This window comes from Paenibacillus sp. PvR098 (genome assembly GCF_017833255.1).
Classification (GTDB): domain Bacteria; phylum Bacillota; class Bacilli; order Paenibacillales; family NBRC-103111; genus Paenibacillus_G.
This window is the reverse complement of the sequence record NZ_JAFIBU010000001.1, coordinates 515,879-531,280: the sequence shown is the minus strand read 5'-3', so window position 1 is coordinate 531,280 and position 15,402 is coordinate 515,879. Positions and strand designations below refer to the sequence as shown.

General features: G+C 47.4%; 16 protein-coding genes. All 16 read right to left on the bottom strand.

The features are described from left to right. Nucleotides 1-22: 22 nt before the first annotated feature. Genes JOE45_RS02640 through JOE45_RS02565 form a run of 16 tightly spaced genes read right to left on the bottom strand, consistent with a single transcriptional unit; the run spans nt 23 to nt 15,367 of the window. Complete coding sequence (locus JOE45_RS02640; protein ID WP_210021664.1) at nt 23-1,432, bottom strand: DUF342 domain-containing protein; 1,410 nt, start codon at nt 1,430-1,432, stop codon at nt 23-25. 22 nt (nt 1,433-1,454) lie between these two features. Beyond that, complete coding sequence (locus JOE45_RS02635; protein WP_210021665.1) at nt 1,455-2,237, bottom strand: FliA/WhiG family RNA polymerase sigma factor; 783 nt, start codon at nt 2,235-2,237, stop codon at nt 1,455-1,457. Nucleotides 2,238-2,255: 18 nt separating this feature from the next. Further along, nucleotides 2,256-2,666 carry a hypothetical protein gene (locus tag JOE45_RS02630; RefSeq protein ID WP_210021666.1) on the bottom strand — a complete coding sequence of 137 codons (411 nt, stop codon included), beginning with the start codon at nt 2,664-2,666 and terminating at the stop codon, nt 2,256-2,258. Between the two features lie 3 nt (nt 2,667-2,669). After that, nucleotides 2,670-3,164 (bottom strand): chemotaxis protein CheD, encoded by a 495-nt coding sequence (locus JOE45_RS02625; protein ID WP_210021667.1) that lies wholly within the window; start codon nt 3,162-3,164, stop codon nt 2,670-2,672. Beyond that, entirely contained in the window at nt 3,161-3,781 is a 621-nt protein-coding gene (locus JOE45_RS02620) for a chemotaxis protein CheC (RefSeq protein WP_348632464.1), read from the bottom strand. Before JOE45_RS02620 ends, JOE45_RS02625 begins: the two co-directional genes overlap by 4 nt. Before the next feature lie 5 nt (nt 3,782-3,786). Beyond that, the gene (locus JOE45_RS02615; RefSeq protein ID WP_210021668.1) at nt 3,787-4,248 is read right to left on the bottom strand and encodes a chemotaxis protein CheW; all 462 of its coding nucleotides are present in this window, start codon (nt 4,246-4,248) and stop codon (nt 3,787-3,789) included. A 46-nt stretch (nt 4,249-4,294) separates the two neighbouring features. Continuing rightward, nucleotides 4,295-6,352, bottom strand: a complete 2,058-nt coding sequence (locus JOE45_RS02610) for a chemotaxis protein CheA (RefSeq protein ID WP_210021669.1) — start codon at nt 6,350-6,352, stop codon at nt 4,295-4,297. A gap of 46 nt (nt 6,353-6,398) precedes the next feature. Next, nucleotides 6,399-7,490 carry a protein-glutamate methylesterase/protein-glutamine glutaminase gene (locus JOE45_RS02605; protein WP_210023453.1) on the bottom strand — a complete coding sequence of 364 codons (1,092 nt, stop codon included), beginning with the start codon at nt 7,488-7,490 and terminating at the stop codon, nt 6,399-6,401. A 60-nt stretch (nt 7,491-7,550) separates the two neighbouring features. Next, the gene (locus JOE45_RS02600; protein ID WP_210021670.1) at nt 7,551-8,420 is read right to left on the bottom strand and encodes a MinD/ParA family protein; all 870 of its coding nucleotides are present in this window, start codon (nt 8,418-8,420) and stop codon (nt 7,551-7,553) included. After that, entirely contained in the window at nt 8,417-9,712 is a 1,296-nt protein-coding gene (flhF, locus tag JOE45_RS02595) for a flagellar biosynthesis GTPase FlhF (protein ID WP_210021671.1), read from the bottom strand. The genes JOE45_RS02600 and flhF overlap by 4 nt, the downstream gene beginning before the upstream one ends. After that, complete coding sequence (flhA, locus tag JOE45_RS02590; RefSeq protein ID WP_210021672.1) at nt 9,709-11,742, bottom strand: flagellar biosynthesis protein FlhA; 2,034 nt, start codon at nt 11,740-11,742, stop codon at nt 9,709-9,711. The genes flhF and flhA overlap by 4 nt, the downstream gene beginning before the upstream one ends. Nucleotides 11,743-11,765: 23 nt before the next feature. Then, nucleotides 11,766-12,857 (bottom strand): flagellar biosynthesis protein FlhB, encoded by a 1,092-nt coding sequence (flhB, locus tag JOE45_RS02585; protein WP_210021673.1) that lies wholly within the window; start codon nt 12,855-12,857, stop codon nt 11,766-11,768. Nucleotides 12,858-12,877: 20 nt separating this feature from the next. Beyond that, nucleotides 12,878-13,657 carry a flagellar biosynthetic protein FliR gene (gene fliR, locus JOE45_RS02580; RefSeq protein WP_210021674.1) on the bottom strand — a complete coding sequence of 260 codons (780 nt, stop codon included), beginning with the start codon at nt 13,655-13,657 and terminating at the stop codon, nt 12,878-12,880. A gap of 11 nt (nt 13,658-13,668) precedes the next feature. After that, nucleotides 13,669-13,938, bottom strand: a complete 270-nt coding sequence (gene fliQ / locus JOE45_RS02575; protein ID WP_210021675.1) for a flagellar biosynthesis protein FliQ — start codon at nt 13,936-13,938, stop codon at nt 13,669-13,671. Between the two features lie 23 nt (nt 13,939-13,961). After that, nucleotides 13,962-14,723, bottom strand: a complete 762-nt coding sequence (gene fliP, locus JOE45_RS02570) for a flagellar type III secretion system pore protein FliP (RefSeq protein WP_210021676.1) — start codon at nt 14,721-14,723, stop codon at nt 13,962-13,964. Then, nucleotides 14,720-15,367, bottom strand: a complete 648-nt coding sequence (locus tag JOE45_RS02565; RefSeq protein WP_245246549.1) for a flagellar biosynthetic protein FliO — start codon at nt 15,365-15,367, stop codon at nt 14,720-14,722. Before JOE45_RS02565 ends, fliP begins: the two co-directional genes overlap by 4 nt. Between the last annotated feature and the right edge of the window lie 35 nt (nt 15,368-15,402).

The window sequence follows — 15,402 nt, the reverse complement described above, 5'->3', positions numbered from 1 at the left end:
GCTGGCTTCAATGGTTCAGCCGTTATACGAGAGGAAGCATCGCAATGTCGCCGTCCAGCAATTGAAATTTCACCCGAGGAGACATGTCCTTGATGAATTTCGTATAGCGGCCAATTACGATTTTCGCTCCACTATAGATCGTCGATGTGACTTCTACCTTGGCTCTTTCCGAATCCTCCAACGACTTCTCAATTTCAAATATTCGATTTTTGGATGCGGCCATCTCTTCAGCTGCCTGCTTTTTGTTATGGGTCAGCTTAACTCGCATGGCCACTTTATCCGGCCCCAACTGTCCAGCGGCGGCCAACTGATCCAACAGAGTGAGTGCTTTCTCGGTTTTATCCATATTTTCATTCATCGTTCGCAGATGCGTGCGAAGCTGCTGAAGTTCGTTGCGCAGCTCAGGAAGGACCCCCACCTCAATCACCGTAGCCGTAGACATGGAGTTCCCGATGGTTCGAGCAGCAACCCATTCACCGGCTTGAATCATTCCGCCAACAATGAGTCCTTTCGTCCCTTTGCAGATCACCTGTTTACCTGCGCGAATTTGCGAGTGCATAATGCTTTGACTGACGAGTACTTCCTCTCCCGCTTCCACCGTAGCATCTTGGATAAAAGAGCTTTTCACCCGATGACCTGCTCGAATGACGCTCTTGTTATGTCCAAGAATCCCGGCGTTAATCTCAATAGATCCACCCGCCTCCAGATCGGCTCCGTCCACACTGCCGGTAATTCGGATATCTCCGGACGCCTTGATTCGAAAGCCCGGCAGCACACCGCCGCGAATAACAACGGATCCTACAAAATCGATATTACCTATATGATAATCCACGTCTCCGTTCACTTCAAAAATCGGAAACACGTTGATCTTTTCCCTGTCAGTTTTCGTTACCATACCGTCAATAGCTGCGTACATTGCTGTTTGCTCTGCATCCACTACGACGTTTTTGCCGATTTTGAATCGGGCCTCTTTACCGTCTTTGGCAAACAAGGTTTCACCGGTAACCGCTCTGCCCGACATGCCTTCTCTGGCAGAAATCCTTTGAGCTATCAGTTGGCCTTTACGTGCATTGTGGAACGACGTCACTTCCTTGTAATCCACCTTACCGTCTTCAAGCTCCGCCGGTTTTTTCGACTGGTCATCCAAGTCGTACAGCATGTGGATATACCCGTCTTGTCCATCTATCGGAGCATGACCTTCAGCAATCAGCGTATTGGAATAGAAAAAGGCTTTGGGCTCCTTCGTTATACTCGTAAGCTTCTCTTCATCGATACCAAACACGATGTGGTTCGACTTCAAAAACTCCTCAAGCTGCTCCCGAGATATCTGTAAGGATTGTTCACAATTCGTAAACTGCAAAAATGCGGACAATTTATCGTCTGACAATGAGATATTCAAAAAATAGCTGATTGGTAACGTCAAATCGCTCATCGAACCCCCACCTTCCACTTCGTTAATCGTATAGCAACTGCGTCTTATGCCGACTCAAAGCACCTTTTAAGCGAAGTATCGCTTTGGAATGCAGCTGAGAAATTCTCGAAGGGGAAAGATTCATGACCTCGGCGATCTCGCTTAAAGACAACTCTTCATAGTAAAAAAGCGAAACCACAGTTCTTTCCTTTTCCGTCAGCCGTTCAATCGCTTTGGCCAATGTCTCCTTCAGGTATACCTCGTTCACTTTGAATTCGGGGTTTTTAGCCTTCTCGTCGATCAATAACGAGAGCCTGGTTTCCGAATCCTCTTCCCGAATGGGATCATCTATGGAACAAACGGTAGAAACGGCAATGTCCTGCACCATCTGTTGAAAGTCGTTCTCGCTGACTCCCAGATGGCTGCTGATCTCGGCATCCGAAACGGAACGTAAATAACGTTGTTCCAGCACTTGATATGCTTCCTCGATCTTTTTTGCTTTCTCGCGAACAGAACGGGGAACCCAATCCCCTTGACGGAGGCCGTCGATTATAGCTCCGCGAATCCGCCATGAAGCGTATGTTTCAAACTGCAGGCCACGCAGGTAATCAAACTTTTCAATGGCATCGATGAGTCCCATTACGCCGTAGCTGGATAAATCTTCTTTGGATACATTTTTAGGCAGACCGATGGAGAGACGACTGGACACGTAGTCCACAAGCGGCAAGTACGTTTCAATTAGCGCCTTTTTCGCTTCTAAGATATTTTCTTCTCTCCATTGTACCCAAACGTCCATATTGGCTAGGTGGGATTTTTGACTGATCATGACTGGTTGTCACCGCCCTTATTCATCAGACATCTGGCGAACCGCTTGCGCCATCTCCTCAGGACTCTGATCCTTAACACGAAGCTTCGGGGGGTTCAAAGGAGCAAAATCAGCGGCTGGAGCACCTTTCGAATCGCGTCCTGTTTTAAGCAGCTCTCGTAATTCTTCATCCTGGTCTGGGGTCACCGCATCGACTGCGGTACCTTTTCCCTCCGTGCCCTCTTCTTGATCTAGCGCAGATAGACGGTTAAATCCGGCAAAAGTGCCCAGCAGATAACGACAAAAAAACATGATAACAAACAGTATCGCAAAGCTGTAAAAGCTTCGAATGATGGTCGTGAGCCATATATTATTGGTTATGGATAGTACAAACGTGACAATAAACGCCAATGCTCCAACGATAAAATTCCAACGAATCGATCCAATCATGGTCTACAATTCCTTCACGCCGTGTTGTACGCTGCGAATAATAAGAATGCCAGTCTGGCAATCAAACTCAATGGTTCTGCCATAATTAGCGCCGGTATCTTCCGCTTTGATCGGAATGCGGTAGCGATTAAGCACCTCTTTGCAGGACTCAACATTTCGCGGACCGATCCGCATCGTGTCGGATTGGGTGCCAAATGAAAACATTTGCGCCCCCCCGGCCATTTTGGCTTCCATACGCCGAACCTCTGCACCGAGCGCTTGCATCAATCGGATCAATTCCGGTATAGCGGAGTCCGCATATTTAGCAATATTGAGCTTTCCTTCTCTTGCAATGTCGGAGCTGGGGAGCATGACATGCGCCATGCCCGCCACTTTCACTCTAGCATCATACAAGGTAACGCCGACGCAAGAGCCCAACCCCGTTGTTTTCAGCACGCCGGTCATGTGTGCGACATTCAGGTCTGCCATACCCACTTTAATCAAATTGTCTTGAATCATGGAGTCTGCACTCCCAAAGCGATGAAAATTCGTTCGAACGACTCCGGGTCGGGGATAAGAAAAAAATGACCTTCAATTTCATCTTTACCGTCCAAAAACTTCGTATCGATGAGCAGCGCTTGATCTCCCATTTGACCGAATTGGAGCAAGCCGTAGCTAAGAATCGCACCCGCCATATCGATAGCCAGTGACGGCACGGTCGGCTGCATGTTCAGTTTCGTAAAATCCGCCAGCGAAGTGAGATAGGAGCCTGCCAAAATATTGCCGATCTCGTTTAGTGCGGATAGCTCCATCTCGGAGTATCCTTCGTCGCTGCCAATTTCGATTCCGACCAAATTTCTCAGCAGTTTTTTGGCTGACTCTAACGTCAGGATAAAGAACAAATTGCCCGGCGTTTCTCCTTCAACACGAAGAAAAATCGCAATAACTACCTTTTCTGAACCGCCGACACTGTCAGCAATCTCCTCAAAGGGCAGCAGCCTGACCTTGGGGACCAGCATGTCGACTGGCTTGTCAAGCAGCTTGGACAATGCCGTTGCCGCATGACCTGCGCCAATGTTACCAACTTCCTTCAGAACATCCATCTGGAATTCGGCAAAAGAGTTGAATGCTTCCACTAAACCTACTCCTCTATATTTTCCAATTGGATGATTTCTTTCTTATTGAGCACTTCCTGAAGATTCAAAAGCACCAGCAGACGCTCCTCACTCACTTTTGCGATGCCCTGCAAATATTTCGCTTTGATCCCTCCTACGATTTCCGGTGCATCCTCAATACAGTCGCTGTCGATGTCGATAACGTCATTCGCCGAATCCACAATCAAACCAACTTCCAAGTCATCCACTGCTACGATAATGATCCGCGTGTTGTCCGTATATTCGCTAATCGGGAATCCGAAGCGGCCATGAAGATCAATAACTGGCGTTACAACGCCGCGAAGATTGATGACTCCTTGTACAAAATCTGGGGTTTTGGGAACTCGGGTCATCGGCTGCATCCGCTCGATCGTTCGTACACTTTCCACCTCAACCCCATATTCTTCTTGCGCAAGTGCAAAAACAATCACTTTTAACTCCTGTCCCATGCTAACAGCCTCCTAATGTTATCGTGCGTAGCGAGAATCATCGCTTTTATTTAATTAAAGCGTTCGTATCGATGATCAAAGCGACTTGCCCGTCACCCAAGATCGTGCCTCCCGAAACCGCAAAGAGGTTCGTTAAGTATTTGCCTAGCGATTTCAAGACAATTTCCTGCTGTCCGATAAACTCATTCACGACTAGCGCCGCCATTTTGTCTCCCTTTCGGATGACCACGATTTGCATTTCAGCATCCGTCTCTTCGGTAATGCCTGGTACATCAAACAGGTGAGCCAAGCGAATGAGCGGAATGACAGTGCTTCGGTAATTGATCATGGCAATACCGTGCACAACTCGGATTTCTTCACTTTTGACGGCCATCGTTTCGACAATGGATGAAAGAGGAATGGCATATTTCTCTTCACCCAGTCGAATAAGCATAGCAGATATAATCGAGAGCGTCAGTGGAAGCTGGACGGAAAATTTTGTCCCTTTGCCCCATGTGGCACTAACGTTAACATGACCGCCTAAACTCTCGATTTTCGTTTTGACGACGTCCAAACCTACACCGCGGCCGGAAATGTCCGATATCTTGTCCGCCGTACTGAACCCTGAGGCAAATAGAAGCTGATACACATCCTCGTCCGCCAATCTCTCGGCTTGTTCCGCAGTTACGACCCCGTTCTGAATCGCTTTGTTCAATACCTTTTCCCGGTTGATCCCGCGTCCGTCTTCCTCAATTTCGATAAAGACATGGTTGCCGCTGTGATAGGCGCGTAAATGGATCGTTCCTGTCTCGATCTTACCGAGTTGCAAACGTTCGGCCGTTGGTTCAATTCCGTGGTCAACGGCATTCCTCAGCAAGTGCACAAGAGGATCGCCGATCTCGTCCACCACTGTGCGATCCAATTCAGTATCGGCACCAGTGATAATCAGATCCACCTTCTTGTCCAGTGTCTTGGCCACATCGCGAATCATCCTTGGGAATCGGTTAAACACCGAATCAACGGGCACCATCCGCAGCTTCAGAACGATACTTTGCAAGTCGCTGCTCACTCTAGCCATATGCTCTACCGTTTCTGTCAGGTCGCTCCTGCGGACCTCGCTGGCGAGCTGCTCCAATCGGACTCGGTCGATCAGCAACTCACTGAACAAATTCATCAGTGTATCGAGACGCTCAATATCAACCCGAATCGTACGGCCTCCTACAGGCGTCCCTCCCGAGTTAACCGATTTCTTGGCCTCAGCCTTCGGTGCTTCCGACTGTGCTGCCGAAGGAACGCTAGCAACAGGATTGACATGAGCCTGCACTGGCGCAGGAGCCTTAATCAAATCATCCAGCTTGGCCTGATCCAGCAATGCCATGTCTACTTTGTCGATTTCAGATACACTTGCGATTTGACTCGAGAGCTGTTCCTGATCCATCTGAGAAATATAATATACAACGAATGATTGCTCGAATCGTTCCTGCTCGATATCCTCAACGGAAGGATTGGATTGAATGACCTCACCGTTCTGCTCCAGAACATTAAACACCATATACGCCCTGGCTGCTTTCAAAACACAATCCTGACGAACGGTCACTTCGATCCGAAAAACGGGAATACCCGCTTCGATCGTTTGCTGCAAAATTGAAAATTGAAACTCGTCCAGCTCTTTGCTTTTCCCAGTCTCAACTTCGTTAGCAGCTGAGGACCCCGAAGTGCCCGCGGCAGATCCATTTTTAGCATAGTCGCCGGAAACGATAGACTTCAGCGCGGCTACGATTTCCGTAACGTCCGCCTTACCTGTACCGCCCTGGATAATATCCTCTACCATGGTTTCCAGAGCATCCAAGCTTTTGAAAATACAATCAAAAATAAACGAATCCATGTTTAGCTTGTGATTCCGAACCAAATCGAGCACGTTTTCCATCTCGTGGGTAAGCGAGGCCAGATCCTCAAAGCCCATGGTCGCCGACATGCCTTTCAGCGTGTGAGCAGAGCGAAAAATATGCTGCACGATGCTCACGTCTTCCGGGCTGTTCTCAAGGCTAAGTAAATGCTCGTTCATTGCCTGCAGATGATCTCTGGATTCGTCTATAAACATCGAGAGATACTGATTCATTTCCATAACCACACCTCCATCATTGATCGTTGTTATGTATATTTCCTTGCAGTCAGTGCTGCCCGCCGACGGCTTGAATCAATTTTCCGGCAATTTGCTGCTGCGGCAATACATGGGTAACGCATCCCAGCTCCACTGCAGCACGAGGCATGCCGTATACGACACAAGTTTGTTCCGCTTCGGCGATGGTGGTAATGGCCCCTGATTGCTTGAGTGCCATCATGCCTTTGGAACCATCAGAGCCCATCCCCGTCATGATCACAATATGCCGCTTCAGCTCCTTAAGCGGCAGCAGCGATTCGAACATTACATCGACTGAAGGACGATGCCCGTTACGGTGCTCCTCTTTCGATAGATGAATTTTGTAAGAATGCGCCCCATTTCTGGTTGCGGTCATATGAAACCCGCCCGGCGCTACATATGCCGTTCCGCTCTCCAGCACCATGCCGGCCTCTGCCTCCACTACCCGCAGATAAGAACTGGAATCTAGCCTCTGGGCAAGCGATTTGGTGAAATTGGGTGGCATATGCTGCACGATCAGAACCGGAGCACCAAAGCCGTCTGGGATTTGCGATAACACTTGGTGAAGCGCCCTGGGTCCCCCTGTAGATGTGCCAATCGCCACGAGATGTTCAAATGACCCCCCCCGTGGAATCGTAGATTTTCGCTCCAGCTTTACCGCCGGCTTAGCGGCCTGTAATGAAGCTGCTGCGGACCGGGTCGGGACTTGAATCCCCTTCATCCTCGTTCTGACAGCTACCCGCAGCTTTTCTAACAGGTTCTGCTTTACCTTGTACAAGTCCAACGAGATGGAACCGGAAGGCTTGCCCACGAAATCAAATGCCCCAAGCTCCAAAGCGCGTATGGTTTCCGTTGCGCCATCCTGAGTCAGGCTGCTTAGCATGATCACCGGCACGGGATGCTCTCTCATGATCGTTCGGAGAGCATCAAGGCCGTTCATTTCCGGCATTTCAATGTCCATGGTCACGGCATGTGGATTCAATTTTTTGACCATTTCTATTGCCTCTCGCCCGTTTTTAGCGGTTCCTACCACACGAAGCCCCGGATCCTCCGAAATAAAATCTGAAATAATTTTTCTCATAAATATCGAATCGTCCACTACCAATACATCAAACGGCGCCATCATTTCACTCCTCTACGTTGTATTGGTCAGAGGTCATTAAGTCCTTAACCAGCACTATGATTACTTCAATAGCCTGATCATTTTGTTTAAAAATCCCTTAACCGCACCTTCATGCATCTCAGACGGGGATTGATTGGAGATATAACCATCTGTTAATTCGCTAATCGATTTGGAAGCGGCACTGAACGGAAAGGCAACAGTAAATGGCACTTGTTTCTTGACGGCTTTGGAAACGTTGCTATCGTCGATTACAAACCCTAGCGTCGGAATGTCCAAATTCAAGAACTGTTTGGCAACCATCCTGATCTTATCCGCCGTCTGCCGCCCCTCCTTCCAATCTGTTGCCCGGTTCACCACCAAGCGGAACGGTACATGATAGTTCATGGAATGGACCATCTTAATGATCGCATAGGCATCGGTGATTGAGGTAGGCTCCGGAGTGGTGACGACGATGGCTTCCTCCGCGGCTACGATGAATTTTAACGTCTCTTTGGATAAGCCCGCACCCGTGTCAAATATGATGAAATCGACGTGTCCAGTCAATTGGTTTATCTGATCAGCAAAATAATCAAGCTGTTCCTCGGACAATCGTATCAAGTCGTTGAATCCTGATCCGCCTGCGATAAACTGCAAATCATTATGACCGGTTTGAATGATTTCCCATATCGTTTTCTCTTTTTTCAACAGATGGTACAAATTATATTTTGACGATATTCCCATCAATACATCGATATTGGCGAGTCCGATATCTGCGTCGAATACCAGTACCTTATATCCTTTTTTTTGCAGGGTTAAAGCGAAGTTGAGCGTGAAGTTCGATTTACCTACCCCGCCTTTGCCGCTTGTTACCGTAATAATACGTGTTGCTCTTTCCTTCATCTCGCTTTGATGCTGTATCAGATTCCGCAGCCCTTGCGCCTGATCACTCATGACTTGCCCGCCCCCAGAATCTGATCGATCAATTGCTGTTCATTCAACTCTTGTATATCGTCAGGCACACTCTGCCCATTGGCTACGTAAGAGGTCTGTAATCCAAATTCGCGAATCAAGTTCACGACGGATCCGTAGGAGTCGGTCTCGTCCATTTTGGTAAAGAGGACCTTATCTAACTTGAATTTGCAGAAATTGTTCGTAATGGCCTGCATATCTCTGTATTTGGTGGTCATGCTGAGAACCAGGTACGTCTCGCTCTTCCCGCTGGATTTCAGCAGCGCATTCAGCTCCGAAACATACATCTCGTTCCGGAAATTCCGCCCAGCCGTATCCATGAAAATCAAATCACATTCCTTTAACTGCTCGAAGGCTTTATTCAAATCGAGCGGGGAGAATACGACCTCTAGCGGAACGTTCAAAATGGTTGCGTACGTTTTTAATTGTTCTACTGCAGCTATTCGATACGTGTCCGATGTAATAAAACCAACCTTGCGGTGATGCTTAAGTACTTGCTCTGCAGCCAGCTTCGCGATCGTCGTCGTTTTGCCTACGCCTGTCGGTCCAACGAAATGAGCGATACGGGTATCTGCGGCAATGCCTTTATGATTAGGAGTGCGCAGAATCTCTTCCAGTTGCCTCTTCAAAGAGAGAAACGCCCATTCCTCGGTAAGCGCCAACTCTTCCGCGGCAGCCTCGTCCGATACGTTCGCTAAGAGTTCTTGTACTAGAATGGGATCCACCTCTTGACAGAGCAGGCGAGCTTCCAGCTCTTGCAGCACCGGATCAACAGCAACCTCAACTGAGCCGTGTTGGGAAAGCTTAAGCATTAGTTCTTTCATTTGCTTGATTTCATCCATCAGTATGTCTTCTCTGGCCTTAACCTTTGCAAACCCTGCAGGCGATGTAGTTGCTGCAGAAACCGGGTCAACCGTGGGCGGCAGCACATCGGGCACTTCAGGAAATGAAAGCGGCGGTTGTTCCTGTCGCTCTCGTTGAGCTCCATAAGCCGCGGCGCCGAATTTCATTGGCAGTGTGGGAACGGTAGTGAGGTCCTGTTTCGGTACGGTTGCAGACACCGATACCGATGATTGGGGAGCACTGGCTCCGCCGCCAGGGGTAGCAGTATCCGTCGCTGCGATAACCTCGATCTTTTTCTTGGAGAACATCCCAAGAAAACCCCCGGAACGAATTTCTTTCGTATTGATAATGACTGCGTCTTTTCCAAGATCGGTACGAATTTTTTGGAGGGCATCCGGCATCGAATCAACGACGTACCGCTTTACTCTCATAGATTCACAACCCCCATGCTTTGAATTTCAACGCTCGGTTCGAGCTCACTGTAAGACAAGACAGGAATGTCCTGCATGGTGCGCTCCAGCAGCTGACGGAGATACATACGAATGGTCGGAGAGGTCAGAACAACTGGCTGCTGACCCGCCTGGATCAGTTTAGTAACCTGATCGTTAATCCGTTGATAAATCACTTGAGTAGATGTAGGATCCAGCGCCAGATAGCTGCCCTGATCCGATTGTTGAACAGACTCCGCAATTTTTTTCTCCAGCGTCGGTCCAACGGTAATCACCTTTAGAGAATCACCATTAGTGGTATACTGCTGTGTAATTTGCCTCGATAATGCTTGTCTAACATATTCCGTTAAAATCTCTGTATCCTTCGTATAAGTTCCATAATCCGCCAGTGTCTCCAGAATGGTCACCAAATCGCGAACCGATATTTTTTCTCGAAGCAGCTTGACCAATACCTTCTGCACGTCTCCTATAGATAAGACATTCGGGATGAGATCGTCCACAAGCGCAGGATAATTTTCCTTGACATTCTCGATGAGAGCTCTGGTTTCCTGCCGACCAAGGAGCTCGTGTGCATGCTTCTTAATCACCTCGGTCAAATGCGTAGCGACAACCGAAGGCGGATCCACCACAGTGTATCCGGACAGCTCAGCGCGTTCTTTTGTGTCCTCGTCAATCCAGAGCGCAGGAAGCCCGAATGCAGGCTCCAATGTATCAATACCTGTAATCGACTCATCTTCGATACCTGGGCTCATCGCCAAGTAATGATTCAAGAGAAGATCCCCTCGTGCAACGGTATTCCCTTTGATCTTGATGACATATTCATTCGGCCTAAGCTGAATATTGTCGCGAATCCGAATGACAGGAACGACAACACCGAGCTCCAACGCGCACTGTCTACGGATTAGAATAATCCGATCCAGTAGATCCCCCCCCTGCTGTGTATCCGCCAGAGGAATCAAGCCGTAGCCGAATTCGAACTCGATCGGGTCGACCTGCAGCAGACCAATGACGCTTTCCGGACTGCGGACCTCTTCGATTTGCTGCTCTTCTTCAAACTGAACCTCTTCCGCTTGCTTGCGGGTCAAATTCTGCTGCATGCTATAAGCAGCAAAAGCAAGTAATATAGCAATCGGAAACGTGGTGATGATATGGATCGGGGTAAAAATACCAAGTCCTGCAATCGTTCCTGCCACGATATAAAGCAGCTTCGGATAAGAAAACAATTGGGCTGTAAGATCCTGAGCCAAATTGCCCTCAGACGCCGCACGGGTTACGATAATACCTGCAGCGGTGGAAATCAGCAGTGCCGGGATTTGGCTTACCAGCCCGTCACCGATAGTCAGAATCGAATATAGCTCGCCTGCTTCCGCCAGTGACATATCATGCATAGCCATTCCGATAATCAATCCGCCCACAATGTTGATGATCAACATGATGATGCCCGCAATCGCGTCTCCCTTAACGAACTTACTGGCACCGTCCATCGCGCCATAAAAGTCTGCTTCTCGAGAAATCTTTTCTCGTCTCTCCTTAGCTTGCTGCTCATTGATTATCCCCGCGTTCAAGTCCGCATCGATGGCCATTTGCTTACCCGGCATTGCATCCAGCGTAAACCGAGCAGCGACCTCGGCAACGCGCTCAGAACCTTTGGTAATTACGATAAATTGAACTAGGACCAATATAAGGAAAACAACAAAACCGACGACAATGTTGCCCCCTGCTACGAACTCACCAAAGGTTCTGACCACACTACCGGCATCCGCTTCTGCAAGAATGTTTCTCGTGGTGGATACGTTGAGGGCCAAACGAAACAACGTCGTGATCAGCAGCAGAGACGGGAAGATGGAGAATTGCAGCGCGTCCTGCGTATTCATGCCAATCAAAATAATAAGTAAAGCTGCGGCAATATTAATAATGAGTAGGACATCCAGCAGCCATAGCGGCAGCGGAATAACCATCATAAGAACAATACCGATTACGCCGATTAGAACGACTAAATCTCTGGCTTTCACTCCGTTACCCTCCTTTCCTTCCTTTAATTCGCCTTGCCTTTTAATTTATATACATATGCTAGTACTTCGGCCACGGCTTGAAACATATCCGCCGGGATCGATTCCCCGATTTCTACTTGTGCATATAAAGCCCGGGCCAGCGGTTTGTTTTCCATTGTTATGACTCCGTTATCGTTAGCGATCTGCTTAATCTTTAATGCAATATAATCGGTTCCCTTAGCGATGACGGTCGGCGCTTGCATTTGACCCCCATCATATTTAATGGCTACCGCAAAGTGCGTCGGATTCGTAATGACAACGTCGGCCTTCGGCACCTCCTGCATCATCCGTTGAAGCGCCATTCTCCGCTGCTTTTCGCGAATCTTTCCTTTGATCAGAGGATCGCCCTCCGATTTTTTGTACTCATCCTTGATATCCTGTTTGGACATCCGGATGCTTTTGCCATGCTCATAACGCTGATACATATAATCGAAAATAGCCAGAACAATCAAGATGAGACCAATCTTAAGGCCAAGCGATACTATAAGCGACCACGTAAAGAGCGCTATTTCTTCCAACGGCATCTGTGCCAGCCTCATGATGTATTCTTTTTCTCCCATCAGTGTCGTATAAACGACCGCGCCAATGATCGACATCTTTAACACCGATTTCGCAAAATCAACCAGAGCCCTTAAAGAAAATAAATTCTTAGCCCCTTGGATGGGATTGATTTTATTAAATTTCATCATAAGCGGTTCTCCGGTGAGAAGAAAACCGAATTGCAAATAGTTACTGATTACAGCGATCACCATAGCAATCAAAAAAATGGGTCCAACAATCAGCAAAAGCTGAAAGGAAATTTTTTCGAACAGCACGATAATGTTATCCACAGTCAAATTGAGAAGAAGAAAATCATGAAGCGTTGAATGGAATAATCCGATCAAGCGATCCTTCATAAAGGCTCCGAATAAGGAAAACGATAAGAAGGAAAAAAACAAAATAAATGCAGCCGGTACATCCATACTTTTGGCAACCTGGCCCTTTTTTCTGGAATCTTGTTTTTTCTTGGGCGTAGCTTCTTCCGTTTTTTCTTGAGAGAACAACTGCAAATTGATTTTCAAACGAAAATCCGCCACGTCCTTGCCTCCGTTCCATCCTATACATTAAACAATCCGAAGAAATCCCTTATTGAATCGAGCATCGAAGCAAACATATCTTTAAACACCGTTTCATAGCTGGGAAACAGCATAAGCAGCATGATGAATCCAAGCAAAATTTTGAGCGGAAGTCCGATAACAAAGACGTTGAACTGCGGCGCCACCCTGGTCAGCAGTCCAAGCCCTACGTCAGCCAGAAACAAAGCGACTACTAAGGGTGCCGCGATTTGTAAGCTTAAAGCAAACACATTGGAAAACGTACGAACCATAAAATCGTATAATTGTCCGTTATTGTTCAAGTAGAACAATTCGTTATCGATCGGAATCCATTCGTAGCTTCTGATAATTCCTTCCAGCAAAAAATGGTGACCGTTAACTGAAAGAAACAACAGCAGTGCGATAATGTATTTCAGATTACCAAGTATCGGACTTTGTGCTCCTGTCATCGGGTCAATGACGTTCGCTATACCGAACCCCATCTGCAAATCAATGAACGATCCGGCAATTTGCACGACTGTGATAAACATATACGCAATGAAGCCCATGCACAAACCTACAAGCACTTCCCGTATGATGGTCAAAATAAATAACGAGTCCATGGCTACTGGGGTCGCCATACCTGCGCTGAAGTATGCGATGAATGCTGTAAAAAAGGCAAGCCCGATCTTTAATTGAGTCGGTACATGCTGCGCTGAAAACACTGGAGATACGACGAAAAATGCAGTAATCCGACAAAGAAACAATAAAAAACCCGGAAAATACGTGAGAAGCAATTCCATGGACTCACAACCTAACCCACGTATCTATACAAGTTATTTAACATGTGATAAGTAAAATCAACCAGGGTATTGAGAATCCAAGGTCCGAATACGAGCAAAGCGATCAAAACAACGACGATTTTTGGCACGAATGCCAGCGTCTGCTCTTGAATTTGCGTTGTCGCCTGAAATACACTGATGATAAGTCCGACCACCAGCGCCAACACCAGCATGGGTGCGCTAGCTTTTAAAGTCGTATAAACGGCCTCGCCTGCAATTCTGATTACAAATTCCGAACTCAAATCGTTCTCCTCCTGACGGCCTTCTATGTGTTGTAACTAAGCAGAAGCGACCGTACGACCAGATACCAACCATCCACCAGAATAAACAACAAAATTTTAAAAGGAAGTGAAATCATCACGGGCGGAAGCATCATCATGCCCATCGCCATTAAGGTGCTGGCGACCACCATATCAATAACCAGAAACGGAATAAAAATCATAAAGCCCATCTGAAAAGCCGTTTTTAGTTCACTGATCGCGTATGCCGGAACGAGTGCCGTCAGAGGCGTATCTTCTACACCGGTCGGAGGAGCTGCTTGAGAATAATCCAGGAAGAGCTTTAGGTCCTTCTGCCTCGTATGCTGGAACATAAACTTCTTCATAGAGATGGAAGCATTATTCAGCGCTTCCGTCTGGGTAACTTCTCCCCTCATGTAAGGCTGCACAGCGGTTTGGTTGATTTCACCGAATGTCGGAGCCATAATGAAAAATGTAATAAACAGCGCTAACCCGACGAGTACCTGATTCGGCGGCATGGACATCGTGCCAAGTGAGGTTCTTACAAACCCAAGCACGATGATAATTCGGGTGAAACTAGTCATAAGAACCAATATAGCCGGAGCTATACTTAAGATCGTAACCAACAGTAGTATTGTGACTGTACTGGAAGCTCCTTGCGGGTTGCCTGATGTTCCGATATCTATATTGATTCCGGGAATCGGATCAGCCGCATAGGCTTGACCGGATAATGAACCCAACAAGCAAAACAGGACTAGCAGCAGGTAAAACTTATGTCTGTGTTTCATGATTTATCATTCAACCGATCTGAATTATTCTCTTGCTTCAGCATCTCTTCCATTATCTTCTTGCGGTCCGTCATATGCTGCATTTTATTTTGAAAGACCTGCTGAAACGATGCGGCTACTTCCATCTCTTCCTCTGCCGGCGGCTTGTTTCGCAACTTTTTCATGAAGCCCCCTAATGATTCAAAAGAGGGACCCGTAAAAGCCGTTCCATTAGCCATCATCTCCGTAATATAAGCAACTTCAGCATCATCATTTATTTTCTCGAGCAGTTGTATATTTTCAGCGACACCTACAATATACAAAGAATGGCCAATTTCTACGATTTGAATGGATTTATTCGGACCAAGCGGCAGCCCGCCGAGCGAGCGAAGTGTGCGTCCCGATAAAAATTTGTTTTTTTGTTGCGATATGACCTTCATTATGATGAAGAATATTCCGATAATAAGTATAAGAAACACTATGACTTTTACAATCATCCAAAGCGTATCTCCAGGTGAAACACCCGGTATTGGCTCCGGAGCATCCAGCAGCCCCGTCTCAGGGGACTTCGTATCCGTTTCGCCGAAACAAACAGCAGCAAACACTGCTGTTTGTATCCAAAAGGTTGCAGCGAAGAATAGTAATTTGGTTGTGAGTCTGGTCAACTCTCCACATTCCCTTCAGTCTTCGTAGACTCTCC

Coding starts and splice junctions, on each gene's coding strand:
- JOE45_RS02640 (WP_210021664.1), bottom strand. CDS start 1,432: ATGAGCGATTTGACGTTACCAATCAGCTATTTTTTGAATATCTCATTG.
- JOE45_RS02635 (WP_210021665.1), bottom strand. CDS start 2,237: ATGATCAGTCAAAAATCCCACCTAGCCAATATGGACGTTTGGGTACAA.
- JOE45_RS02630 (WP_210021666.1), bottom strand. CDS start 2,666: ATGATTGGATCGATTCGTTGGAATTTTATCGTTGGAGCATTGGCGTTT.
- JOE45_RS02625 (WP_210021667.1), bottom strand. CDS start 3,164: ATGATTCAAGACAATTTGATTAAAGTGGGTATGGCAGACCTGAATGTC.
- JOE45_RS02615 (WP_210021668.1), bottom strand. CDS start 4,248: ATGGGACAGGAGTTAAAAGTGATTGTTTTTGCACTTGCGCAAGAAGAA.
- JOE45_RS02610 (WP_210021669.1), bottom strand. CDS start 6,352: ATGGAAATGAATCAGTATCTCTCGATGTTTATAGACGAATCCAGAGAT.
- JOE45_RS02605 (WP_210023453.1), bottom strand. CDS start 7,490: ATGGCGCCGTTTGATGTATTGGTAGTGGACGATTCGATATTTATGAGA.
- JOE45_RS02600 (WP_210021670.1), bottom strand. CDS start 8,420: ATGAGTGATCAGGCGCAAGGGCTGCGGAATCTGATACAGCATCAAAGC.
- flhF (WP_210021671.1), bottom strand. CDS start 9,712: ATGAGAGTAAAGCGGTACGTCGTTGATTCGATGCCGGATGCCCTCCAA.
- fliR (WP_210021674.1), bottom strand. CDS start 13,657: ATGGAATTGCTTCTCACGTATTTTCCGGGTTTTTTATTGTTTCTTTGT.
- fliP (WP_210021676.1), bottom strand. CDS start 14,723: ATGAAACACAGACATAAGTTTTACCTGCTGCTAGTCCTGTTTTGCTTG.